The sequence below is a fragment of the Mariniflexile jejuense genome (assembly GCF_042675665.1).
GTDB lineage: Bacteria > Bacteroidota > Bacteroidia > Flavobacteriales > Flavobacteriaceae > Mariniflexile > Mariniflexile jejuense.
In genome coordinates, this window is sequence record NZ_JBHTJI010000042.1 from 313,671 (window position 1) to 337,882 (window position 24,212).

Annotated in this window: 21 protein-coding genes; 12 read left to right on the top strand and 9 right to left on the bottom strand. The window is 31.0% G+C overall.

The window, feature by feature from the left end; all coding sequences use genetic code 11:
* Positions 1–65: 65 nt before the first annotated feature.
* The 3 genes from ACFQ1R_RS14440 to recR form a co-directional block, all read right to left on the bottom strand.
* A complete protein-coding gene (locus ACFQ1R_RS14440) occupies positions 66–1,487 on the bottom strand; it encodes a dihydrolipoamide acetyltransferase family protein (protein ID WP_379926984.1) in 1,422 nt (473 codons plus the stop codon).
* Positions 1,488–1,574: 87 nt separating this feature from the next.
* Positions 1,575–2,675: a glycosyltransferase family 2 protein gene (locus ACFQ1R_RS14445; RefSeq protein WP_379926985.1), complete on the bottom strand. Its 1,101-nt coding sequence runs from the start codon at positions 2,673–2,675 to the stop codon at positions 1,575–1,577.
* Between the two features lie 6 nt (positions 2,676–2,681).
* Positions 2,682–3,299 (bottom strand): recombination mediator RecR, encoded by a 618-nt coding sequence (gene recR / locus ACFQ1R_RS14450; protein ID WP_379926986.1) that lies wholly within the window; start codon positions 3,297–3,299, stop codon positions 2,682–2,684.
* 90 nt (positions 3,300–3,389) lie between these two features.
* On the opposite strand from recR, the gene ACFQ1R_RS14455 reads away from it, so the two are divergent.
* Positions 3,390–4,847, top strand: a complete 1,458-nt coding sequence (locus tag ACFQ1R_RS14455) for a sodium:solute symporter (RefSeq protein ID WP_379926987.1) — start codon at positions 3,390–3,392, stop codon at positions 4,845–4,847.
* On the opposite strand, the gene ACFQ1R_RS14460 is transcribed toward ACFQ1R_RS14455, so the two are convergent.
* Positions 4,824–5,186, bottom strand: coding sequence for a CoA-binding protein (locus ACFQ1R_RS14460; RefSeq protein ID WP_379926988.1), 363 nt, complete (start codon positions 5,184–5,186; stop codon positions 4,824–4,826). The genes ACFQ1R_RS14455 and ACFQ1R_RS14460 overlap by 24 nt on opposite strands.
* Before the next feature lie 91 nt (positions 5,187–5,277).
* On the opposite strand from ACFQ1R_RS14460, the gene ACFQ1R_RS14465 reads away from it, so the two are divergent.
* Positions 5,278–7,662: a TonB-dependent receptor domain-containing protein gene (locus tag ACFQ1R_RS14465; protein WP_379926989.1), complete on the top strand. Its 2,385-nt coding sequence runs from the start codon at positions 5,278–5,280 to the stop codon at positions 7,660–7,662.
* Positions 7,663–8,141: 479 nt separating this feature from the next.
* Here the strand turns inward: ACFQ1R_RS14465 and ACFQ1R_RS14470 are convergent, their stop codons facing one another.
* On the bottom strand, positions 8,142–9,149 hold the full coding sequence (locus ACFQ1R_RS14470; RefSeq protein ID WP_379926990.1) for a 3-oxoacyl-ACP synthase III family protein: 1,008 nt from the start codon (positions 9,147–9,149) through the stop codon (positions 8,142–8,144).
* Between the two features lie 258 nt (positions 9,150–9,407).
* Between ACFQ1R_RS14470 and htpG the strand changes: the two genes are divergently transcribed.
* The 7 genes from htpG (at position 9,408) to ACFQ1R_RS14505 (ending at position 18,816) form a co-directional block, all read left to right on the top strand.
* A complete protein-coding gene (gene htpG / locus ACFQ1R_RS14475; protein WP_379926991.1) occupies positions 9,408–11,318 on the top strand; it encodes a molecular chaperone HtpG in 1,911 nt (636 codons plus the stop codon).
* Positions 11,319–11,434: 116 nt separating this feature from the next.
* Positions 11,435–11,884, top strand: a complete 450-nt coding sequence (locus ACFQ1R_RS14480; protein ID WP_379926992.1) for an FKBP-type peptidyl-prolyl cis-trans isomerase — start codon at positions 11,435–11,437, stop codon at positions 11,882–11,884.
* Positions 11,885–11,953: 69 nt separating this feature from the next.
* On the top strand, positions 11,954–12,592 hold the full coding sequence (locus tag ACFQ1R_RS14485) for an MOSC domain-containing protein (protein WP_379926993.1): 639 nt from the start codon (positions 11,954–11,956) through the stop codon (positions 12,590–12,592).
* A 40-nt stretch (positions 12,593–12,632) separates the two neighbouring features.
* The gene (locus ACFQ1R_RS14490) at positions 12,633–13,592 is read left to right on the top strand and encodes a tRNA dihydrouridine synthase (RefSeq protein WP_379926994.1); all 960 of its coding nucleotides are present in this window, start codon (positions 12,633–12,635) and stop codon (positions 13,590–13,592) included.
* Positions 13,593–13,779: 187 nt separating this feature from the next.
* Positions 13,780–15,966 carry a B12-binding domain-containing radical SAM protein gene (locus tag ACFQ1R_RS14495; protein ID WP_379926995.1) on the top strand — a complete coding sequence of 729 codons (2,187 nt, stop codon included), beginning with the start codon at positions 13,780–13,782 and terminating at the stop codon, positions 15,964–15,966.
* Positions 15,967–16,051: 85 nt separating this feature from the next.
* Positions 16,052–18,118, top strand: a complete 2,067-nt coding sequence (locus ACFQ1R_RS14500; RefSeq protein WP_379926996.1) for a DEAD/DEAH box helicase — start codon at positions 16,052–16,054, stop codon at positions 18,116–18,118.
* Positions 18,118–18,816, top strand: a complete 699-nt coding sequence (locus tag ACFQ1R_RS14505; protein ID WP_379926997.1) for a DUF2290 domain-containing protein — start codon at positions 18,118–18,120, stop codon at positions 18,814–18,816. Before ACFQ1R_RS14500 ends, ACFQ1R_RS14505 begins: the two co-directional genes overlap by 1 nt.
* A 181-nt stretch (positions 18,817–18,997) precedes the next feature.
* Here ACFQ1R_RS14505 and ACFQ1R_RS14510 read toward each other — a convergent pair whose 3' ends face one another.
* Entirely contained in the window at positions 18,998–19,861 is an 864-nt protein-coding gene (locus tag ACFQ1R_RS14510; RefSeq protein WP_379926998.1) for a bestrophin family protein, read from the bottom strand.
* Between the two features lie 117 nt (positions 19,862–19,978).
* Here ACFQ1R_RS14510 and ACFQ1R_RS14515 point away from each other — a divergent pair, with 117 nt between their 5' ends.
* A complete protein-coding gene (locus ACFQ1R_RS14515) occupies positions 19,979–21,217 on the top strand; it encodes a DEAD/DEAH box helicase (RefSeq protein WP_379926999.1) in 1,239 nt (412 codons plus the stop codon).
* A 142-nt stretch (positions 21,218–21,359) separates the two neighbouring features.
* Here ACFQ1R_RS14515 and ACFQ1R_RS14520 read toward each other — a convergent pair whose 3' ends face one another.
* Complete coding sequence (locus ACFQ1R_RS14520) at positions 21,360–21,788, bottom strand: hypothetical protein (protein ID WP_379927000.1); 429 nt, start codon at positions 21,786–21,788, stop codon at positions 21,360–21,362.
* A complete protein-coding gene (locus ACFQ1R_RS14525) occupies positions 21,769–22,356 on the bottom strand; it encodes an RNA polymerase sigma factor (protein ID WP_379927001.1) in 588 nt (195 codons plus the stop codon). Before ACFQ1R_RS14525 ends, ACFQ1R_RS14520 begins: the two co-directional genes overlap by 20 nt.
* A 144-nt stretch (positions 22,357–22,500) precedes the next feature.
* Here ACFQ1R_RS14525 and ACFQ1R_RS14530 point away from each other — a divergent pair, with 144 nt between their 5' ends.
* Positions 22,501–22,845 carry a DUF6249 domain-containing protein gene (locus ACFQ1R_RS14530; protein WP_379927002.1) on the top strand — a complete coding sequence of 115 codons (345 nt, stop codon included), beginning with the start codon at positions 22,501–22,503 and terminating at the stop codon, positions 22,843–22,845.
* Positions 22,846–22,898: 53 nt separating this feature from the next.
* On the opposite strand, the gene ACFQ1R_RS14535 is transcribed toward ACFQ1R_RS14530, so the two are convergent.
* Positions 22,899–23,564, bottom strand: coding sequence for a M15 family metallopeptidase (locus tag ACFQ1R_RS14535; protein WP_379927003.1), 666 nt, complete (start codon positions 23,562–23,564; stop codon positions 22,899–22,901).
* A gap of 45 nt (positions 23,565–23,609) precedes the next feature.
* Between ACFQ1R_RS14535 and ACFQ1R_RS14540 the strand changes: the two genes are divergently transcribed.
* Complete coding sequence (locus ACFQ1R_RS14540) at positions 23,610–23,969, top strand: DoxX family protein (protein ID WP_379927004.1); 360 nt, start codon at positions 23,610–23,612, stop codon at positions 23,967–23,969.
* Positions 23,970–24,212: the final 243 nt, after the last annotated feature.

A 24,212-nucleotide genomic window follows, 5' to 3' on the forward strand; every position in this document is an offset into this window, starting at 1 on the left:
GTTTTACAGATTGGATTTGTCTTTTAACATTTATTTTTGATGTAATTCCTGATTTTACAAGAATTTTAAATTTCTCTATTACTATCCCAAGCTTCTAAATAATCTTTAACAGCTTTCACAAATTGTCCGCCTAAAGCACCATTTACTACACGATGGTCGTATGAGTGTGATAAAAACATGCGGTAGCGAATTCCTATAAAATCGCCTTCAGGAGTTTCTATTACTGCTGGCACTTTACGTATAGCACCCAATGCCAAAATACCAACTTGTGGTTGATTTATAATTGGCGTGCCCATAATACTACCAAAGGTTCCTACATTGGTAACCGTATAAGTACCACCTTGAATATCGTCTGGTTTTAATTGGTTTGCTCTGGCACGATTTGCTAAATCGTTAACTTGCTTTGTCATACCTACCAAATTAAGTTGGTCGGCATTTTTAATTACAGGTACAATTAAATTACCATCGGCAAGTGACGCTGCCATTCCTAAATTGATGTTTTTCTTTTTTACAATAGTTTCACCTTGCAATGAAATATTCATCATAGGAAAATCGCGCAATGCCTTTGCTACTGCTTCCATAAAAATGGGTGTAAAGGTTAAATTTTCACCTTCACGTTTTTGAAAAGCATCTTTAACTTTATTACGCCAATTCCAGATTTTAGTAACGTCTGCCTCAATAAAACTTTGTACATGTGCCGAAGTTTGAACCGATTCTACCATATGATGCGCTATAATTTTGCCCATTCTGGTCATTTCAATAATTTCATCTTCGCCACTTACTACAACAGGCATTGGCTTTGATACTTGTGTTGGTTTTGGTTGAATAATTGGCGTTTCTACTTCAGGTGCAACAACCTCTGTTTTTCCACTTCTGTTTTGAACGTAATTTAAAATATCGGATTTAGTAACACGGTTATCAATACCTGTGCCTACTATATTATCTAATTCTTGTTGCGAAACGCCTTCTTCTTTTGCTATATTTTTAACTAAAGGTGAATAAAAACGATCTTCGCTTGATACTACAGCCGATTGTAAAACCTCTTTAGCTTTTAAAATTGTTTGCTCAACTTTATCTACATAAACAGCTTCATCATCTACAGTTTCATTTGAAGATTGATTTGAAGATTCGTTTGAATAATCATTTGAAAATTCATTATTAACTGCAACTTCATTTGAAAAATTGTTGTTATATGATGTGTCTTCATTTAAAAATGTATCATTTGAAAAACCTTCATCATCATTACCGTCGGTTTCAATAATACCTATGGTTTGCCCAACTTGAACAACATCATCTACATTAAAAAATTTCTCAATTAAAATACCATCAACTTCACTTGGCACTTCACTATCAACTTTATCGGTAGCTATTTCTAACACCGCTTCATCAAGTTCAATAGTATCTCCAACTTCTTTTAACCAAGATGTTATAGTTGCCTCTGCAACACTTTCTCCCATTTTTGGTAACTTAAGTTCAAACTTTGCCATATCAATAATGTAATACTTAGTTTCTTTATTTGCGCTTGCAAAATTACTTAAAAAACATTGATTCCTTTATATTATTTTCAATAAATACTATTTTAAAACAACAACTTCTCCTCTACTTATTGCATTATCACTTCCTAATATAAAATTGGTATTTTGAGGTAGTATTTTGAATGTAATTAATTTATCTTTTTTTGTGCTTTCTAACATCGTTATTATTTCCTTATAAGTAAGTTTATTTGCATCAAAAATAACTTCGGTGGCATTTTCAAGATTATCTGTATTGGATTGCAACTTTACGTTTTTTGTTAAGATATCTTTTAGTTTATTATTCATTTTATCTGAAATAAAAACATACTTGCTTACTTGCTTTTGTTTGTTTTTTGGTGCTTTTCTAAAAAAATACACCAACCGAATACCTAACCAAACAAACACATCAAACAATACATTTTTTTTAAAATGCTTTTTATAAAATATTTGCATGGCGCCATAAAAACGACGTGCATAATGCTTATCGCGCAAGGTACTTTCACCTTTATAATGAATTACTGAGGTTGCACCGTAATAATAATTATCATACCCTAATTTTAATACTTTATACGACAAATCGATGTCTTCACCGTACATAAAATAATCTTCATCAAAACCACCTACTTTAGCATATAACTCTCTTTTTATCAACATAAAAGCACCTACTAAAACAGCCACTTTTCCTGTTTCATTTTTATTTAAATGATTGGCATAATACATTTTTGAATTGCCTAATATTTTTTTTAACGCTGTATTCACATAAGGAATATTCCGTTTACTTTCGGGTAAAAATGCACCCACACCATCTATGAGCTTACATCCTACAATTCCTAAATTAGCGGAGTTTTCGGCAAATTTCAAAATAGACGTAAAGGTGTCTTCTGCAACAACAGTATCTGGGTTTAAAATGCATATATAGTCGCCTTTTGCTTGAGAAACACCAATATTATTTCCTTTAGAAAAACCAAAATTTGTTTTGTTTTCAATAAGAATAACTTCTGGAAATAGTGTTTTTACCATTTGGCAAGAATCGTCTTCAGAAGCATTATCTATTACAATAATTTCTGCATCTATATTTACAATAGCTTTTTGCACGCTTTTTAAACAAAGTTCTAAAAAGTAACGTACGTTATAGTTTAGTATGACTACGGATAACTTCAAATGATGTTATATTTTTAAAGAAGATTCAAATGGTACGCGGTTAACAATACTTCTTCCTAACGTAATTTCATCGGCGTATTCTAATTCATCACCAACTGATATTCCTCTTGCAATGGTAGATGTAAAAACCTTATAATCTTGAATTTGTTTGAAAATATAAAAGTTGGTTGTATCGCCTTCCATAGTAGAGCTTAATGCAAAAATAAGCTCTTTTATTCTGCCTTCTTTTACTTTATTTACTAATGAAATAATATTTAAATCGTGCGGACCAACACCATCCATAGGCGAAATTTTTCCTCCTAAAACGTGGTACAAACCTTTAAATGAACTGGTATTTTCAATTGCCATAACATCACGAATATCTTCAACAACACAAACAAGTGTTTCATCTCTATTGGGGTTTGAACAAATTTCACATAAATCTACATCACTAATATTATGGCACGATTTACAAAACTTAACATCGTTTCGCATGTTTTGTAATGCTTCGGCTAATGCTGTGGTTTGCTCTTTAGGTTGCTTAAGCAAATGCAACACCAAACGTAATGCTGTTCGTTTACCAATACCAGGCAATTGAGACACTTCATTAACAGCACGCTCTAATAATTTAGATGAAAATTCCATAGCTGCGAATTTACAATATTTGTTTGTTTCTATGCTAATGATACTTTTGAAAATCTTTATTTGTATATTTCGGCACCATTCATAAAAATTATGCAACCTATACACGTTTTACTATTAATTGTAATTTATTTTGGCGTTTTAATTTTCATCTCTTATTTAACAAGTAAGGAAGATAGTAACGAATCTTTTTTTAAAGCGAATAAATCATCACCATGGTTTTTAGTTGCTTTTGGTATGATAGGCGCTTCATTAAGTGGTGTTACTTTTATTTCGGTTCCTGGTGATGTTGGTAGCAATATGTTTGGCTATATGCAGGTAGTTTTTGGCTATTTTCTTGGCTATATGGTAATTGCTTTTGTATTATTACCTGTTTACTATCGTTTAAATGTAACCTCAATTTATGAATATTTAGGTAATAGATTTGGAATAGTTAGTCATAAAACTGGTGCTGCATTCTTTTTTGTTTCAAGAGTTTTAGGTTCTGCATTTAGGCTATTTTTAGTTGCTAGTGTGCTACATGAATTTGTGTTTAAATATTGGAACTTTCCATTTCCTGTTACGGTTATTATTTCTGTATTATTAATATTGGCATATACTTTTAAAGGCGGTATAAAAACTGTAGTTTGGACTGATAGTATACAAACACTACTTATGCTAATTGCTTTGGTTGTTACCATTGTGCTTATTTACCAACAAATGGGTTGGGGATTAGGCGATTTTATTGGAAGCGAAGCCATAAAACAATATGATAAAGTTTTCTTTTTTGATGATATTTTAGCTAAAAACCACTTTATAAAACAATTTTTGGGTGGTATGTTTATTGCAATTTGTATGACGGGTTTAGACCAAGACATGATGCAGAAAAACCTAACCTGCAAGTCATTAAAAGATGCACAAAAAAACATGGTTACTTTTAGCATTGTGCTAGTTTTTGTAAACTTCATTTTTTTACTACTGGGCGCATTGTTATTTGTGTACGCAAGTACAAAAGGCATCAACGTACCTGTTGTAGATGGCGTAGTTAAAACAGATTTACTTTACCCAGAAATTGCATTAAATTCAAACTTAGGCTTGCCTGTAGCAATATTTTTTATGTTAGGTTTAATAGCTGCTGCTTACAGTAGTGCAGATAGTGCTTTAACATCATTAACAACCTCGTTTTGTATTGATTTTTTAAATATTGAAAAACGTGAATTAAGCACCCAAAAAGGTACTCGAAAAAAGGTTCATGTTGGCATGAGCATTTTAATGATTTTAGTAATCATTTGCTTTTATTACATACTAAATCAAAGTGTTATTAGTGGTATTTTAACCGTTGCTGGTTATACCTACGGACCGCTTTTAGGCTTATTTGCTTTTGGAATTTTAACAAATTTTAAAATTAACGACAAACTTGTGCCTTATGTAGCTTTAGCTTCAGTAGCCACATGTTATATTATTGCAAATATTCCATCAGCATATTTAGGCGGTTACAAATTTGGATACGAATTATTAATACTAAATGGTTTGCTAACCTTTTTAGGTTTAATATTGATTCGTAGAAAGTAAAACCAACGTGCAAGCTATTTCAAAAGGAATATTATTTTCATTTAGAATGGTATATAATTCAGGATTTTCAGTACCCGGATTAAAAATAACACGCTTAGGTTTTAAAGAAATTATATAATTATAGTAAGCTTGTTGATTTTTAGGATTTAAGTATAATGTTACTGTATGTAAATCATCAAATGGAAGCATTTCTGTATTTATTGTTACGTCCGAAACCTTACCAGATTTTAAACCAAAAGCAACCGTTTCAACAGCATTATTTACTAGCTTTTGAATTGCAAAATTTGAATATTTACTCGGGTTTAATGATGCACCAAGCACCAATGTTTTTTTGTTCATAATGTTAAAAAATGTTAATACTTGAAATATAATAGTAACAGATTACAATATTTGTCGTCTATTCTGTAATCAATCAAAAAAAACCAATCAAATGAAAAAACTATTCATTGCTTGTACCTTATTATTTTCAATAACAACTATACAAGCAACCAATTTAACATTCCCAGACGACAAAACGGGCACTATTACAGGAAAAGTATTAGACGCTACACTTAAACAACCCTTACCGTACGTAAACGTTATTGTAAAAAACGCAAAAGAAGAAATTTTAACAGGTGGCATTACTACTGAAGATGGTTCTTTTACCATTGAAAAAATTGAAGAAGGCAAACTAATTGTTAGCATTCAATACATAGGTTATAAAACTGTTAGAAAAGAAATTACCATTAAAAAAGGAAATTACGATGTAAACTTAGGTAGTATTTATTTAGAAGAATCGGCTGAAGGTTTAGATGAAGTTACTGTAGTTGCCGAAACCTCATCAATACAACAAAAAGTAGACAGAAAAGTAATTACTATAGGTAAAGATCTAACCACTACAGGCGCTACAGCTTCAGAAATTATGAACAACTTACCTTCTGTAAGTGTTGATAGCCAAAGTGGTGCCATAAGTTTAAGAGGTAACGATAATGTACGTGTGTTGGTTGATGGAAAACCAACGAATGTTCCTGCATCGCAATTACTAAAACAAATTCCTTCAACATCTATAAAAAGTATTGAGCTAATAACAAACCCTTCAGCTAAATACAACCCTGAAGGCATGAGTGGTATAATAAATATTGTTTTACATAAAAATGCCAATGTTGGTTTTAATGGAAGTTTAAACCTTGGATTAGCCCAAGAAATAAATGCCAATTTTAATAGCTCTATTGATATGAACTACCGCAATGGCAAATTTAATTTTTATGGAAATTATGGAAATAACATTGGTAAAGGGCAAAATTATGGTGCTATAGACCGTTTTGATGATAATACCCAACAACAATTTAACGGTATAAATTCAAACAAATCGCATTTATATAAATTAGGTGTAGACTATTATATAAATGATAAAAACACTTTCTCTGTTTATACCAATCAAAATTTATATGACGGAAAAAGTAGTAATACTGCTAATGTTATTTTTCTATTGGATAATCAACCCGATTTTAGTCAAAACAATTTTAGCGACTACGGAAATAATACAGAAACCTACAACGCTTCATTTACGCATAACTTTGATAAAGAAGGGCATAAAATACTTTTAGAAGGCGATTATAGCATTTTTAAAAGTGATGAAACTGCCAATTTTTCATTCAACACAGCTCCTTCGTATGTAGATTTGGTTGATAATAACCGAGAAAATACAGTAATAAACCTAGATTATGAAAACCCATTAAAAAACAATGCTAAATTAGAGCTCGGTTTAGAATACAGAAATAATATTTCAAAAAACCAATACAATACAAGTAATGCAACATTGTTTGATTCAGATTATGTATATGAAAGAAGCATATACTCATTTTATGCAACATTAGGAAAAACTTTTGATAAATGGTCTTACCAAGTAGGTGCCAGACTAGAGCAATACGATGTTCAAGCAGATTTTGCACAAGACACACAAGCAGATGCCACTTTTACTGATGAAAAATTTAGCATCTATCCGTCAGCATTTTTAAGCTACAAAACATCTGAAAAAGGCACGTTACAATTAAGCTTTAGCCGTCGTGTAGATCGCCCTGGGCTTGAACAAATTAACCCAATTAGAGAATGGAGTACACCAAGAATTACCTCTGTAGGAAACCCCGAACTAGTGCAACAGTTTACAAATTCATATGAATTAAACTTTACAAAACAAGTGAAAGGTGGAAATATAACTGCTGGAGCTTTTTTTAGAACCATTGAAGATGAAATTAACAGAGCTGTTTACTACGACCCACAAGACCCTAATGGCGACCGATTTTTATTAACTTATGATAATTTTGATAATAATTCAGCCTATGGTTTTGAAGCATCAAGCAATTATAAACCTTTAAAATGGTGGAGTTTTAATGCTAGTACTGAATATTTTTTAAAAACGGTTAAAGGTGTTGTTGATAATGAAAATATTGAAGTAGACAATGCTGTTTTTAACTTCAGGTTAAGTAATAACTTTACAGTAAACAAAAAACTAAGTCTATCATTATTTGGCATGTTTAGAGGTCCAGATGAAGGCTTACAATTCAAAAGAAAAACCATGACAATGGTTAATACCGGTTTACGCTATTCTTGTTTCAACGACAAAGCTACTTTCAGTTTTAGTTATAATGATATATTTAACAGTATGCGATTTGCTTTTGATGGTGATAGACCTTACCCATCATCTGGCCAATTTAATTGGGAAAGTAACCAGTGGCGCATAGGTTTAAACTACAGATTTGGTGGTAATAAATATCGTGCTTTAAATAGAAAACAACGCGATGATAATGAAACCAGTGGTAGTGGCGGCTTTATGTAATAAACGCTATTTAATATGCTGCATTAATAATTGATGGTTAGTATTAGTGCTTTTTATTAAATAAAAAATCCCAAAGCTAATTAGTTTTGGGATTTTGTTTTTTACAAATCAAAATGTTAAAGTTTATAAAAATTTTAAATTCATCACAATATCGACAGAATCAATACGTTATAGAAACATAACAATCTAGCCAAACGAAAGAATAATTATTTTAGAGTTAGTCACCTTCACATAAAAAATTTCGTAACAAAAGATTGATATAATAAAGTATAAAAACTCGAAAGGTTTCTTTCGAGTTTTTTTTGTATTATGTTAAAAATGAGTTAAATACAAAATTTCATGCAATAACTTCCAACTCATTACGTCTATTATAATAGATTCTTTCTTCACTATTTAAAGTGTTAGTTGAAGTTGATTAATAGCTAGAAAAACCCGAAACGTCTCCGTTTCGGGTTTTTCGTTTTAATATTTTTAAGTGATTAAGCCCATTTAATAATAGCACTTCCCCAAGTAAAGCCACTACCAAACGCTGCAAGAACTACATTATCGCCTGCTTTAATTTTACCTTCTTCCCAAGCTTCAGTAAGCGCTATAATTACAGAAGCTGCCGTGGTATTTCCGTATTTCATGATATTATTAAAAACTTGGTCATCTCTTAATTTAAACTTACTTTGAATGTATTGTGCAATTCGTAAATTGGCTTGATGCGGTATTAACATATCAATATCTTCCTTTTGTAAACCATTTTTTTCTAAACCTTCTATAATAACTTCACTAAAACGAACTACAGCATGTTTAAAAACAAACGTGCCGTCCATATACGGGAAATACGATACATCTTCATCACCTGCTTCTATAATTTCAGGCACCCAATGTGCAATACTTGGTCCAGCTACAATTAACTTATCGGCATATTTACCTTCGCTATGCAAATGTGTTGACAAAATACCTTTAGTTGTATCTTCTTCTCTGGTTAAAACACAAGCGCCTGCACCATCGCCAAAAATTACTGTAACACCTCTACCACGTGTTGTTTTATCCAATCCATTACTATGGTATTCAGCACCAATAACTAAAATATTTTTATACATACCTGTTTTTATAAACTGGTCTGCAACCGAAATAGCATATACAAACCCAGAACATTGGTTTCTTACATCCAAAGCACCTATGGTTGGCATGTCTAATAAATCTTGAATTTGCACACCACAACCTGGGAAGTAATAATCGGGACTTAAGGTAGCAAATACAATAAAATCAATATCATCTTTAGTTAAACTAGCACGTTCAATGGCAATTTTAGCTGCTTTTGCACCCATGGTTGCAGATGTATCATTGGTTCCAGCTTTTATCCAGCGGCGTTCTTGTATCCCTGTTCGTTCTTGTATCCAAGCATCATTGGTATCCATCATTTTTGATAAATCATCATTAGTAACCACATTATCTGGCACATATTTACCTAAACCTATAATCTTTGAATTGTACATATTCTTAATTTTTAATCACAAAGTACAACAACTAAAACTAAATTCCAATATTTTAAAATTCTAAGTTTCAAATTTCAAGTTGAACACTTTCTGTTCAAAATTCATTAATCGTTAATTATAAACTCGTTAATCAATAGTGTCAGTTTGTCACCTTTTCACTCTTGGTATTTTTTTTGACTATTACTTTTTCAATAAGTAAAAAATTAAAATTAATCAGATTTCCTTTTTAGGGAATGAAAAATTAAAACCATAATAATTATGACAAAAGGAAGTATTAATGTTTCAGTAGAAAACATTTTCCCACTCATTAAAAAATTCTTGTACAGCGACCACGAAATATTTTTACGTGAGTTAATTAGTAACGGTACCGATGCTACTTTAAAGCTAAAACACCTTACAAGCATTGGCGAATCTAAATCGGAATACGGCAATCCGCAAATTGACGTTAAAATTGATAAAGAAGGTAAAAAACTTCATATTATTGATCAAGGTTTGGGTATGACTGCTGAAGAAGTAGAAAAATACATTAACCAAGTAGCCTTTTCTGGCGCTGAAGAGTTTTTAGACAAATACAAAGATTCAGCTAAAGATTCTGGTATTATTGGGCATTTCGGTTTAGGTTTCTATTCAGCATTTATGGTTGCTGAAAAAGTTGAAATCATCACCAAATCGCATACTGATGCACCTGCTGCACATTGGACGTGTGATGGTTCGCCAGAATTCACTTTAGAAGCTTCAGACAAAACTGAAAGAGGAACTGAAATAATTCTTCATATAGCTGAAGACTCAACCGAATTTTTAGAAGAAGGTCGCATTCGCACATTACTTCAAAAGTATAATAAGTTTATGCCTATCCCAATTAAATTTGGAACTAAGGAAGTAAACGATCCAGAGCACGAACCAGCTACCATTACAGATAAAGATGGTAAGGAAACTAAAGAACCGCAACGTAAGATTACGGTTGATAATATTATAAACAACCCAAACCCTGCGTGGACAAAACAACCTGCCGATTTACAAGATGAAGATTACAAAGGTTTTTACCGCGAGTTATATCCAATGCAGTTTGAAGAACCGTTATTCAACATTCACTTAAATGTTGATTATCCGTTTAACTTAACTGGTATTTTGTATTTCCCAAAACTGTCTAACGACATGCAAATACAAAAAGATAAAATTCAACTTTACCAAAATCAAGTTTTTGTAACAGATAATGTTGAAGGTATTGTTCCTGAGTTTTTAACCATGCTTCGTGGTGTAATTGACTCGCCAGACATTCCATTAAACGTATCACGTTCATATTTACAAGCAGATGGTGCGGTTAAAAAGATTTCATCTTACATTACTAGAAAAGTTGCCGATAAATTAAAATCGTTATTCAACAATAACCGTGAAGATTTTGAAGCCAAATGGAACGATATTAAAATTGTGATTGAATATGGTATGCTTTCTGAAGAAAAATTCTTTGAAAAAGCAGGTGATTTTGCACTATACCCAACCGTAGATGGTACCTATTACACTTACGATGAATTATACAATAAGATAAAAGCAAACCAAACTGATAAAGATGATAAGCTTGTTATTTTATATGCTTCTAACAAAGATGCGCAACACGCCTACATTGAAACAGCTAAAGCAAAAGGTTATGAGGTGTTGTTGTTGGATTCGCCAATTGTACCACATTTAATTCAAAAATTAGAAAGCACTAAGGAAAATATTTCTTTTGCACGTGTTGATGGCGACCATATTGATAATTTAATAAAGAAAGACGAAACCACCATTTCTAAACTTACTGAAGAACAAAAAACAGAACTTGACACACTTTTGAAAGAAGTGATTCCTTCTGAAAAATTCATGGTACAACTAGAAGCTATGGATAGCGATGCATCACCTTTCATCATTACGCAACCAGAATTTATGCGTCGTATGAAAGAAATGCAACAAACTGGCGGAGGCGGTATGTTTGGCATGGGTAGTTTCCCTGAAATGTATAATTTAGTAGTAAACACAAACTCTAAATTAGTCGGCGATATTTTAGAAACCAAAACAAAAGCCAAACAAGAGCGTTTAATAAACCAAAGTTTAGATTTAGCACGTTTATCACAAGGCTTGTTAAAGGGTGAAGAACTTACCAAATTCATCAAACGCAGTTACGAGATGATTAAATAGGTTTTTAGGCTGTTAGATTTATAGACAGTTAAGAAAAATAAATATACATTATTACCAAAACCACTTTGCAAAAAACAAAGTGGTTTTTTTTTATATTTGGACATAAAAATTGCGTTATGAAAAACATTTTATTATTAACCGTTGTTTTTGTTCTATTTACTGCATGTAGCAAAGATGAAACAGTAGATTATGTAACAAAAAACGATGAACAAATTCAAGCTTATATTGCTGCAAACAATTTAACAGCCCAAAAAAGTAGCTCGGGTTTATATTATGTTATCGATACTCCTGGTACAGGTGCTCAACCTACCAGCACCAGTAATGTAACCATTGCGTATAAAGGTTATTTTTTAAACGGTACTGTTTTTGACCAAAATGCTAATGGTTATACAACGAACTTAAAACAGGTTATAAAAGGATGGACAGAAGGCATTACTTATTTTAAAGAAGGTGGTAGTGGAATATTGTTAATTCCAGCACATTTAGGGTATGGAAATGCTAATTATTATACCATTCCTGGTGGTTCTGTATTAATTTTTGATGTAGAACTCCTATCTGTTAATTAAAACTTATTTTTAACATTTTATATGAAACCACTTTGTACAAACAGAGTGGTTTTTTGTTATTTTTAATCCATGCAAGTTATATCAACCAACATAGCTAAACCAACAACCATTATTTTTGATGGCGAAGAAGTTATTACTGGCATCTACAAAACACCCACAAACCAACCTGTTTATTTAGGCAAAGAAACCGTTAAGGGTGATGAAGTAACAGATAGAGAAAACCACGGTGGCGAGTTTAAAGCATGTTACTTATTTTCAGAAAACCATTACGCCTATTGGAAAAACCTATACCCAAATCTAAATTGGGATTGGGGTATGTTTGGCGAAAACCTAACGGTAAAAAATTTAGACGAAACCAAAATTCACATAGGTGATATTTACAAACTAGGTTCGGCATTAGTACAAATAACCCAACCTCGAGAACCTTGTTATAAATTTGGGGTAAAATTTGGCACACAACGTGTTTTAAAACAATTTGTTAAACACGGTTGTCCTGGTACGTACGTTCGTATTTTAGAAGAAGGTTTTGTGAAAACTGGCGACTATTTTGAGTTAGTTGAAAAAGCAAAAAACAGCATAAGTACAGCTCAATTTTACAGCTTGCTTTTTTCAAAAATTAAAAATCAAGAACATTTAAAATTAGCAATAGTAAATGAAGCGCTTCCACCTTCAAAAAGAGAGAAACTACGTGAGTATATCACCTCGTAATTCGTAATTACTACATATATTTGCACAACTCAATTATTAAATGGCAATCACGTTACTTTCTTCACCACTACAAGGTTTTACCGATTTTAAATTTCGCAACGCATTCAATCATTACTTTGGAGGTATCGACACCTTTTATGCGCCTTACATTCGGTTGGATGGAAAAATGATAATAAAATCGTCGTACCAACGTGATTTACAACCCGAAAACAACACAACTTTGGAGGTTATTCCGCAGGTAATGACCAACAATCCCGATGAATTTCTGTTTGTGGTTAAATACATTCAGCAATTAGGTTATAAGGAACTTAACTGGAATTTGGGTTGTCCCTACCCCATGGTTACCAAACAAGGCATGGGTTCTGGACTTATTTGTAACCCCGAAAAAATTAATGAAGTACTAAAACGCGCGCACAACGAAACCGATGTGATTGTATCCATGAAAATGCGCATGGGTTACGAAAACCCTGAAGAAATTTTAGATGTATTCCCCATTCTGGACAACTATCCGCTTAAAAACATCGCCATACATGCACGCATTGGCAAGCAACTGTACAAAGGCGGCGTAAATTTAGAAGCCTTTCAAAAGTGTATAGAAAGCACCAAACACAAACTGTATTATAATGGTGATATCACTTCGGTTGCCAAGTTTCAAGAAATGCAAAACCGTTTCCCAAGCATCGACCATTTCTTGATTGGTCGCGGACTTATTGCTGACCCATTTTTACCTAGCATGATTAAAAATAATACCACCAAATATCCTGTAAATAGATGGCAAATCTTCAGTGAATTTCATGATACCATTTACCAACAATATGATGCAGCACTTTCTGGACCAACACCAATAAAAATGAAAATGTTAGGGTTTTGGGAATACTTTTCACAGTCATTTTCAAATCCACAAAAAACATACAAAAAAATTAAAAAAGCTACCAATCCAAGAGCGTACACACAAGCAGTTGCTGAAATTTTAAATAACGAAAGAACAATTAACAATTAACAATTAACAATTAACAATTAACAATTAACAATTAACAAAGCTAAAAAAACAATTTCAACCTTACCTGTAGTTCAAGAGTTTTTAGTTTTAACTTCTCAACTTTGACGCTTTGAATCTTTGCAACTACGCAACTTTGCTACAAGTACAAGTTTTAAATTATATTTGCCATATATTTTAATACAACATTTTGAAAGACCTTTTACTCATCACGCCACCGTTTACGCAATTAAACACACCGTATCCTGCAACGGCATACCTAAAAGGTTTTTTAAATACCAAAAACATTAGCTCTTTTCAAGTAGATTTGGGAATTGAAGTTATTATAAACCTATTTTCAAAAGAAACATTTAAAGAAATTTTTGATATTGCTTTTGAAAACAACTATATAATTTCAGAAAATGCACAAAGAATTTACGCATTAAAAGATTATTATTTAAACCCTTTAAATGATGTTATAGCATTTCTCCAAGGAAAAAAACCAAGTTTTGCCAGACAAATTTGTACCGATAATTTTTTACCACAAGCTTCTCGTTTCAATCAGTTAGACGATTTAGATTGGGCTTTTGGAAACATGGGCATGCAAGACAAAGCGAAACACTTGGCTACCTTGTATCTTGAAGATTTATCCGATTTCATTATTGAATGTATTGATGAAAATTTTGGTTTCAGTCGTTATGCCGAACGCTTGGGGCAAAGCGCTAATGCGTTTGATGAACTCTATACACATTTACAAGACGAGCCAACTTTTATAGATGATATCACTTTAAAAATCCTAGATGAAAAACTAAAAAACATAAAACCCAAATTGGTATGTTTTTCAGTACCATTTCCTGGAAATTTATACAGCGCCTTTCGTTGTGCGCAATATATAAAAACCAACTATCCTAATATCAAAATTGCTATGGGTGGTGGTTTTCCAAATACCGAATTACGCTCGGTAACAGACGTTCGTGTATTCGAGTTTTTCGATTTCATTACTTTAGATGATGGCGAATTACCCATAGAATTGCTAAATTTCAATATAGAAAACCAAAATTCCAACGAGTACAAGCGCACTTTTCTTCTAGAAAACGGAAACGTTGTTTACAAAAACAACAGTACAAAGCCAGACTACAAACAAGCCGATGTTGGCACACCTGATTATTCCGATTTATTGCTGAAAGACTACATTTCTGTCATCGAAATTGCAAACCCCATGCACAGTTTATGGAGCGATGGCCGCTGGAACAAACTAACTATGGCACACGGTTGCTATTGGGGAAAATGCACCTTTTGCGATATTTCTTTAGATTATATAAAAGTTTACGAACCCATTGCTGCCAAAATTTTGGTAGATAGAATGGAACAACTTATAGAACAAACTGCCGAAACAGGTTTCCATTTTGTTGATGAAGCGGCACCACCATCATTAATGAAAGCCTTAGCTTTAGAAATTATCAAAAGAAAACTAACTGTTACATGGTGGACAAACATTAGGTTTGAAAAAAACTTCACCAAAGATTTATGTTTACTGCTAAAAGCATCGGGTTGTATTGCCGTTTCTGGTGGTTTGGAAGTGGCTTCCGATAGGTTATTAAAATTGATTGACAAAGGCGTTACGGTAGCACAAGTAGCACAAGTAACTCGCCATTTTACCGAAGCCAACATTATGGTACATGCGTATTTAATGTATGGCTACCCAACGCAAACCGTACAAGAAACCGTTGATAGTTTAGAAATGGTGCGTCAACTTTTCGAAGTTGGTGTGTTACAATCAGGGTTTTGGCACCAGTTTGCATTAACGGCTCATAGCCCAATAGGGTTAAATCCTTCAGAATACAATATTATTCCAAACTATAAAAACATAAGTTTTGCCAATAACGATTTAGAATTTATAGATACTACAGGTATAGACCATAATCAGTTTAGTTTCGGTTTAAAAAAGTCGTTGTTCAATTTCATGCATGGTATTGGTTTTGATTTACCTTTACAAGATTGGTTTGAATTTAAAATACCAAAAACTAGCATTAACCCAGATTTTATATATAATTGCTTAGAAACACATCCAAACTTTAATACAAAACCAACAGCAAAAATTATTTGGTTAGGTACAAAACCACAAGTTACCGAACATATTAAAACCAAAAAAGGCAACACGTTTTATTCGTTAAAATTAACGTTTCATACTACTACCAATACCTTTGATATTACTTTAGAAAAAGATAAAGGCACATGGTTTTTAAATACTTTAGAAACCTTAAACCCACAAAACAACAAACTAGTTTCTTTTTCTGAATTAAAAACCGATTTTGAAACCCATTTTGAAGACTTTGAATTGTTTTGGTTTTCAAAACCTATAACCATTTTACGAGATAATGGGTTGTTGGTTTTGTGATGGATTTTGCATTTGATTTTATCGGAAAAAGAATTAAATTCGTTTTATTATTAATAATGTTTTAATGTGTAGTTTTTAAATAAATATGGAATTATTAGCAGATCACAACAAACTTAAAAATGACCCACTAGCAAAAGTTCTGGTCGAAAAAATTCAAAGTCTAGAAATAAATAATTCTAATTTATATTATAATTTTCCTTTTTATAGAGGTGAAACTAAAGAAGATTTAATTCAAGCACATGTTCTATTAGTTTCTTTACAGTATGGTGTTATATTTTTTAGATGCATAAACAATCAAGAATTATATAACGAAATAGAAAAGAAAAAGATGGATGATCTTGATGGTCATATATTTTCAAGAATTAATAAAGTTGATGAGTTAAGAATAAAAAGACGTGATTTAAAAATAAATGTAACTCCAAAAATTTTTATTAATGATGATAAAGTTAATTTAAATGAAGATTTTATAAATCTAAACCAAGTTAAAGAAATCATTATAAATAATGAGAAAAATATTCTTACGAACGAGGAGTTTCTTTTACTATCATCAGCGATTGAAGGAAGTATACATTTAAGACATAAGAAAGAAAGAGAAATTACTAAGGAACTATCAAAAGGTGATATTTTAAATATTATTCAAAATCAACATTCAGCCTTTGATATTGAACAGAAAAAAGCAGCATTAAATATTATTGACTCTCCTCAAAGAATTAGAGGGTTGGCAGGTTCAGGTAAAACAATTATTTTGGCAATGAAAGCTGCTCTTTATCATCTACAAAACCCTGAGTCAGAAATTCTTTATACATATTTCACCAAAGCTTTATATGGTCAAATAAAATATTTAATCGAAAAATATTATAGAGATTTTTCAGACAATAGAGAGCCAGATTTTACGAAAATAAATATATTACATGGTTGGGGAGGTGAAGGCTTAAGAGGTGTATATTCAGACACATGTCAAGAAAACAACATCACAACAATTGGTTTTATAGAAGCAAAAAGAAATGAACCTACAAACCCTTTCAACTACATATTTACCCAACTAAATAAAGTAGAACTTAAAGAAAAGTATGATTTAACATTAATCGATGAAGGACAAGATTTCCCTTCTTCCTTCTATAAAGTATGTCGTAAAATAACAAAAGATCTGAGAATTGTTTGGGCTTATGATGATTTTCAAAATATTTTTGATGTGAATATTCAAGATGAAAAAGAAACTTTTGGAAAAAATGATGAAGGTCAATATTATGTAGATTTTTCTAGAGATGAAAATATTTTGCAAGACATAGTTTTACACAAATGTTACAGAAATCCAAGGTTAGCTTTAATTAATGCTTTTGCTTTAGGTTTAGGCATTTATAACGATAAAGTTTTACAAAGATTAGAAAACAATAATCATTGGATAGATTTAGGTTTTGAGGTTGAAAAAGGAGATTCAACTGATAATTGTGAAATGATTATATCTCGTCCATTAGAAAATAGTCCAATAAAAACAAATGAATTCTTTAAAGAAGATTCAATTCAAATAGAAATTTTTGATGATGTAAATAAAGAATGTGCTTATGTATGCTCTAAAATCATAAATGATATAAGAAACGAGAACTTGAAACCTGATGATATTAGTGTAATAGGGATTGATAATAAACATATTAAAATATATTTTAGTATTATAGAAAGAATTTTAAATGAAAACAACATTTATACTTTTAATCTACTTACTGCTTCCAATAATAATATTAAATATTCTATTGAAAATCGAGTAACATTATCTACTCTCAATAAAGCAAAAGGCAATGAATCTGGTATGGTTTATATTGTTGGAACCGAATATGCATTTCAAAATAAAGACTATATAATTGATAGAAACAAAATATTTACAGCAATTACAAGGAGCAAAGGATGGGTTGTGTTAACTGGTTTTAAAAAAGCAAATCAGTGTAAAAAAGAAATGGATTTACTTAAACAAAATGATTATAAGTTTATTTTTAAACAACCTAGTGTAAAGCAAACAAAAACAATTTTGAGAGGAATATCAAAACAACAGAGTATTTTGAATGAAATTAACACTAAAATTCAAGCATTGGCCAAAATTGGATTATCTCAGGAGGAGATTATTGATTTACTAAAAGACTTAGACAAGAATAAAAAATAATGACTCAAGGCAAATTCTTTTCTTCAATCAATGAGTCAGTAGAATTACTGAATAAATTTAAACTTTTAAAATCTAAAGGTTCTAAAGGGAATGGTGTATACTCAGAAGATTTTTTAAAAATGAGTAAAAGCAATAATATAGTCGAAATACACAAATGTGCTATAAAAAATGAAGATTATGACATACTTTTAAAAGACGAGTCTATCATTCAATTTCAAAAAATTAATGATGATTTACGATATGCATTTATTCAAAATCCTTATAAATTTATTTCTAAAGAAGAGTATGTAGCATTGATATATACAACAGAAGAACTTGAAGACTTCATAGGTTTCTCAATAGAAGAATTAATAAATGAAAATGAATACGAACAATTTTTAAATGAACAAAGTTTAAATTCTATTTCAAACTATTTTAGATACGATTGTTCTGCTGCGGGATATAAACCATTAGTTCATTCCTATTCTCATTTTCATATTGGAATGAATGGAAATGTACGAATACCTACATCAAAAATAATAACTCCACTAAAGTTTACTAAATTTTGCATTAAAAACACATATTTTGAAAATTGGAAAGATCAATTTAAAATAGACCCAAACTTTGAAAATGAAGTTATTAAAATAAAAAAAGATTGCTTACCATTACCTGAAAACAAATGGGATGCTATTGAAAACAATGATTTGCATTTAACATAATATTATTCTTATAATTTTAGTTAATTCAAAGATTTCATTTTAATAAGTAATGTCTAAGAGTGCAGAAACCACCTATCAAACATATTAAAATTCTTTTTCAACTCTTTATCATTCATTCCAAAACAACTTATTTATCAACTCATTATCAAAAAACTTAAATAATTAAAGCAATTTAGAAAAATCAAAACACCTCCTCCACATGTTTTTTAATATTTGCTGCTATTTTTTCAATAGGCAAATCGTTGGCATCAAAACCAAAAGGGTCTTCAATTTCTTCGGCAATTAATTCTAAACTTGCCAATACATAAAAAACAAAAACCACCACAGGTACAGCATAATAACCTAAGCTAAACACGTAGCCAAAAGGCAGAGTCATTATGTAAAAAAAGATGAATTTTTTAATAAACGCACTGTACGAATACGGAATGGGTGTGTTTTTAATACGTTCGCAAGCCCCACAAATATCGGTAAACGATTGTATTTCGGCATTTAAAATAATAAGCTGATCGCCCGTAATTTTGTTCTGTTCGTGCAAATCGTTCACCTTTTGGAAAATCATTTTTGCCACTTGGTTTGGGTGATGCTTGTGTTTGTCCATCTTTAAATTGGCATCATCAAAAAGTTGCAAACTCGTTTCTTTATTGGTTAAATGTTTCACCAAAATAGAAGCATAACTTGGTATTAACTTTTCAAAATAGGCTCTATCGTGTTCATCTTTTAAAATAACATGCAGTTTTATGGCTAAATTTCGGCTGTTGTTTACCAATGCACCCCATAATTTTCTACCTTCCCACCAACGGTCGTAAGCAGTATTGGTTCTAAAAACCAACAATAAGGAAATTACAAACCCCAACATACCATGCATTACCGTAATGTTTGATAAATGGTTTTTTTCTGAAAGTTTCCAATATTCAAGTTCCAAAAAGCCAACACCATAGGTATAAAGCCCGATAAAAATCATCATTGGAAACAATTTCCTAAATGTATCCGACTTGTGAAATCTAAAAATAAATGTAATCCAATCTTTAGGGTTGTATTGTACCATAGGTAATTGCGCTTATTATTTAATTGTAAAATTAGAAAATGTTTTACACCTAAATGCTTCAAATTAACTAAAATTACCCTATTAACTTTTATGTATCTTTGTAGCAAACTATAATTCATGTCATTTAAAGACTTACAACTTAACCGACCAATTTTAAGAGCTGTTGCCGAAGCTGGTTATGATAACCCAACATTGGTACAAGAAAAAACCATCCCGTTAGTATTAGCTAAAAAAGATGTGATTGTATCTGCACAAACAGGCACTGGTAAAACTGCTGCTTTTGCATTGCCTATTTTACAACAATTGTTCGATAAGCAAGATGCTAGTAAAAAAGGTAAAAAAATTAGAGCTTTAATAGTAAGTCCAACGCGTGAATTAGCAACGCAAATAGCCGATAATTTCAAAACATACAGTACTTACACAAATTTAAGAACCACAGTTATTTTTGGCGGAACTTCAATAGAACCGCAAATTGATATACTAAAAAAAGGTGTTGATATTTTAATTGCAACTCCTGGTCGTTTGCTAGACTTACACAAACAAGATATTATAAACCTTGATTATATTGAAACTTTAGTTTTAGATGAAGCCGATTTGATGCTAGATATGGGCTTTATTGATGATGTAAAGAAAATTGAACGTTTATGTACCCAAGAAAAACAGATTTTATTGTTTTCGGCTACCATTCCGTTTAAAGTTGAGCAACTTGCAAATACAATTTTAAATGAACCAGAACGTGTTGAAGTGGCGCAAAATTCATCAACTTCAAAAAACATCAATCAAGTATTGTATTACGTACCGAAGCGCAATAAAATTGAATTGTGTTTACATTTGCTAAGAAACACTATAAAAGGCAGTATTCTTATTTTTAGACGAACCAAATTCGGGGTTGATAAATTAGAACAAACCCTTATAAAAAACGGCTATAAAGTGGCTAGTTTGCATGGTGATAAAAGTCAGAATTTAAGAGACGATGCTTTAAATAGTTTCAAACAAAACACTGTAAATATTTTAATAGCCACCGATGTTGCAGCACGTGGTATTGATATTAATGAATTGGATGCTGTTATAAATTTCGATTTACCAAACGTACCAGAAACCTATGTACACCGCGTAGGCAGAACTGCTAGAGCAGGAAAAACAGGAACGTCGTATTCATTTTGTTCTGCTGATGAAAAAACCTATGTGGCAACCATTCAACAACTTATTCAATTGCAATTAGATGTAATTGAAGACCACCCGTATCCGTTAGACCCAAAAGCTAAAAAAGAAATTCACAGAACACCAGGAAAAAGTAAACACAAAAAAGGACGTAAAAGCGAAAGTTCTAAAAAGAAAAAGAAACGTTGGTATTAGTTTTAGGCTTTAGGCTTTAGGCTTTAGGCTTTAGGCTTTAGGCTTTAGGCTTTAGGCAAAAAAGGAAATTTATTTAACAGTAACGTGTATGTTTCTAATTTGTTTTTTTTTGACAGACTTTCTTCTGTATATTTTTTTTAGATTAATTTTCAAAGCGTTGGTTTAAATGGTGTTTCAAAATAGGTATTTGTACACAAACCATAATTGCAAAAAGCACAAACGCATAAATAACTGTTTTTGAAATTGTGATGTTTTGAAATTTTAAATTAGCTAGCATCTGGCTTATTTTATTATTTGAAAATAAACTAAAATTAACTGAATCTAACCATCCTGAAGTCTCGGTTTGTGTTGTAAAAACAGCATAAATTACAATAGTAATAAAGCCTACCAATATAAAGCTCCAAACTGTTTTTGAAATAAGTGGTTTGTAAGCAGTTACTTTATTTTTACTTATAGCCGTAACATGCTGCATTACCGAATTGGTAAAGTTAAATGAAGGTGTTTCTAAATGTGAAGACCTCATCATCTTATCCACTAATTCATCTACATTTTTAGTTACTTTCTCTTTCATACTGCTCAATTATTTCTGGTTCTAATCGTTCTTTTAAAATGGTAGCTAGCTTCTTTCTACTTCTAAACAATTTTACTTTTACATTGTTTGGCGATAAATTCATTGCTTTCGAAATTTCATCTAATGATTGTTCTTCAAAGTAAAATAAAGTTAATAAAAAAGCATCGTCACTTGGTAATAATGCTATACAATCTTGAATGGTTTGCTCCTGTTCTTTAATTTCTAAATGATGCAAAACATTATCTATTGTTTTAATTTGGTGTTCTGTAAATTGATCAATAGGTACATCATTAAAAAACTTTTTATTCTTTTTTAATCTATCTAAACATGAATTATAAGCTATTTTATATATCCATGTTGAAAATTTAGAATCGCCTTTAAACTTATTTAAAGATTTATAAACTTTAATGAATGTATCTTGAGAAACTTCTTCGGCTTCTTCCCTATTTTTTAACATTCGTAAGGTTAATGTATATACCAAATCTTTATACCGATCTACCAATACGGAAAACGCATTGGTATCGCCACTTATTACTAAATTGATATAATGTTGGTCGTTGATGGTCATTTGATACTAAGACGATATAAAATACTATTAGGTTACACATTACTTAGAAAAAAAATAATTTACTTGTTTTTGTAACCTAAATTCAAAACACATCGTCATAAGCTATGAACACATTAAATTTAATCAATTAAAAAACAAACAATCATGGAAGAAATTTTAATACCAATTAGTTTATTTCTAGCTATTTTCGGGATAGTCTATTTATACTTATCCACAAGAAACAAAGAACGCTTAGCACTAATAGAAAAAGGTGCAGATGCTAGTATTTTTATGAGAGGAAAACAACATGCAGCACCAATTTGGAAAATTTTAATTTTAAATCTAGCATTACTATTAATGGCTATAGGACTTGGTGTATTTATAGCATCATTTTTACACTATAACTTAGGTGTAGATGATGATGTTGCTTATCCTGGTACTATTTTCTTAATGTCTGGAATTGGTTTATTTATTGGTTTTAATATGACCAAAAATTTAGATAAAGAATAAAAATTAACATCAATCAAAAAACAAACATACCTGTCTTTTTTAAGGCAGGTATTTTATTTTACAGGAAAATTAAAATATGTATTTGGAAAAGGCTCATTTTTAAGAGTAAAATGCCACCATTCTTTTGGGTAATTTTTAAAGCCATACTTAAGCATAACGGTTTGCAGAAGTTTTCTATTTGCTTTTTGTTCATTAGTAATATTTTGATAATCAACCCATGATGCTTCACCAAAAAAATCGTAATTACTTCCCATATCTATAGGCTTTCCAGTGTTGCTATCAATAATAGTAACATCTACTGTACTACCTTTACTATGTCCAGAACGTGCAGCTATGTATTCTTCTACAAATAAATTCAATTTATCAACATCAGGATAAAAGGCTTTCTTATTTACGGTATCGGCTAAATTTTCTGCCCAACGCATAAAATGATTTACTGCTTTTTGTGGTCTATAACCATCATATACTAATAAACATAAATTTTGACTAAGTAACTCTTCCTGAACTTGTTTTAAAGCTAAAGCCGTTTCTTTTGTTAAAATGAGCTTATTTGATTGGTAACCATCAATACGTTTGCCTATAAAATTATTTTTTGTGTTGTAACGTAGTTCTACATCTAGATCTGGTATAATAGATTTTGCGTACATAAAACCTTTTGGCAATTGTGCAAAGGCATTTAAACCTATAAATAAGAACAAAAATGTTATGTTAAACTTCATAAGCAATTTTAATTATGCTAATTTAGAAAAATTAAAACGTAATTTATGAACTATCCTTGGCATTTATACGCAATGGCATTACTTTACGTAGTTGCAGGCTTTATGCATTTTATAAAACCTAAAATGTATTTACGCATTATGCCAAAATATTTACCAAACCACAAATTTTTAGTTCTTTTAAGTGGCATTTCTGAAATTATTTTAGGATTAGGCATTTGCCTTCCATTAACAAAAAAACCAACTATTTACTTAATTATAGCTATGTTGCTAGTTTTTTTAACAGTACATATTTACATGTTAACCAACAAAAAGGCATCGGCTGGTTTGCCAAAATGGTTACTTGTTTTAAGAATTCCAATGCAATTTGCACTTATGTATTGGGCTTATTCCTATTTAAATTTGTAAATTAATTTTTTACGAAAGTATATAAAACAAAAAAACCGAGTTCCCTCAAACTCGGTTTTCTCTAATTTGCTTTTTTATTACAATGTAGATTTAGGGTCTCTATTTCAACAACATAATGCAAATATTAATTAATTAATCCATTGAACTAAAAAGTATGTCATTTAGTACACTTCAAAGATATAACTATAAATGAATTTAAACGCTGAAATACACTAATATTCGATGAAATGCATTTAATTTTAA

What these genes read in the sequence shown, in the direction of transcription:
- ACFQ1R_RS14440 (WP_379926984.1), bottom strand. Translation starts at nt 1,487, where the DNA reads ATGGCAAAGTTTGAACTTAAGTTACCAAAAATGGGAGAAAGTGTTGCA.
- recR (WP_379926986.1), bottom strand. Translation starts at nt 3,299, where the DNA reads ATGGAATTTTCATCTAAATTATTAGAGCGTGCTGTTAATGAAGTGTCT.
- ACFQ1R_RS14455 (WP_379926987.1), top strand. Translation starts at nt 3,390, where the DNA reads ATGCAACCTATACACGTTTTACTATTAATTGTAATTTATTTTGGCGTT.
- ACFQ1R_RS14460 (WP_379926988.1), bottom strand. Translation starts at nt 5,186, where the DNA reads ATGAACAAAAAAACATTGGTGCTTGGTGCATCATTAAACCCGAGTAAA.
- ACFQ1R_RS14465 (WP_379926989.1), top strand. Translation starts at nt 5,278, where the DNA reads ATGAAAAAACTATTCATTGCTTGTACCTTATTATTTTCAATAACAACT.
- ACFQ1R_RS14470 (WP_379926990.1), bottom strand. Translation starts at nt 9,149, where the DNA reads ATGTACAATTCAAAGATTATAGGTTTAGGTAAATATGTGCCAGATAAT.
- htpG (WP_379926991.1), top strand. Translation starts at nt 9,408, where the DNA reads ATGACAAAAGGAAGTATTAATGTTTCAGTAGAAAACATTTTCCCACTC.
- ACFQ1R_RS14480 (WP_379926992.1), top strand. Translation starts at nt 11,435, where the DNA reads ATGAAAAACATTTTATTATTAACCGTTGTTTTTGTTCTATTTACTGCA.
- ACFQ1R_RS14485 (WP_379926993.1), top strand. Translation starts at nt 11,954, where the DNA reads ATGCAAGTTATATCAACCAACATAGCTAAACCAACAACCATTATTTTT.
- ACFQ1R_RS14490 (WP_379926994.1), top strand. Translation starts at nt 12,633, where the DNA reads ATGGCAATCACGTTACTTTCTTCACCACTACAAGGTTTTACCGATTTT.
- ACFQ1R_RS14500 (WP_379926996.1), top strand. Translation starts at nt 16,052, where the DNA reads ATGGAATTATTAGCAGATCACAACAAACTTAAAAATGACCCACTAGCA.
- ACFQ1R_RS14505 (WP_379926997.1), top strand. Translation starts at nt 18,118, where the DNA reads ATGACTCAAGGCAAATTCTTTTCTTCAATCAATGAGTCAGTAGAATTA.
- ACFQ1R_RS14510 (WP_379926998.1), bottom strand. Translation starts at nt 19,861, where the DNA reads ATGGTACAATACAACCCTAAAGATTGGATTACATTTATTTTTAGATTT.
- ACFQ1R_RS14515 (WP_379926999.1), top strand. Translation starts at nt 19,979, where the DNA reads ATGTCATTTAAAGACTTACAACTTAACCGACCAATTTTAAGAGCTGTT.
- ACFQ1R_RS14520 (WP_379927000.1), bottom strand. Translation starts at nt 21,788, where the DNA reads ATGAAAGAGAAAGTAACTAAAAATGTAGATGAATTAGTGGATAAGATG.
- ACFQ1R_RS14525 (WP_379927001.1), bottom strand. Translation starts at nt 22,356, where the DNA reads ATGACCATCAACGACCAACATTATATCAATTTAGTAATAAGTGGCGAT.
- ACFQ1R_RS14530 (WP_379927002.1), top strand. Translation starts at nt 22,501, where the DNA reads ATGGAAGAAATTTTAATACCAATTAGTTTATTTCTAGCTATTTTCGGG.
- ACFQ1R_RS14535 (WP_379927003.1), bottom strand. Translation starts at nt 23,564, where the DNA reads ATGAAGTTTAACATAACATTTTTGTTCTTATTTATAGGTTTAAATGCC.
- ACFQ1R_RS14540 (WP_379927004.1), top strand. Translation starts at nt 23,610, where the DNA reads ATGAACTATCCTTGGCATTTATACGCAATGGCATTACTTTACGTAGTT.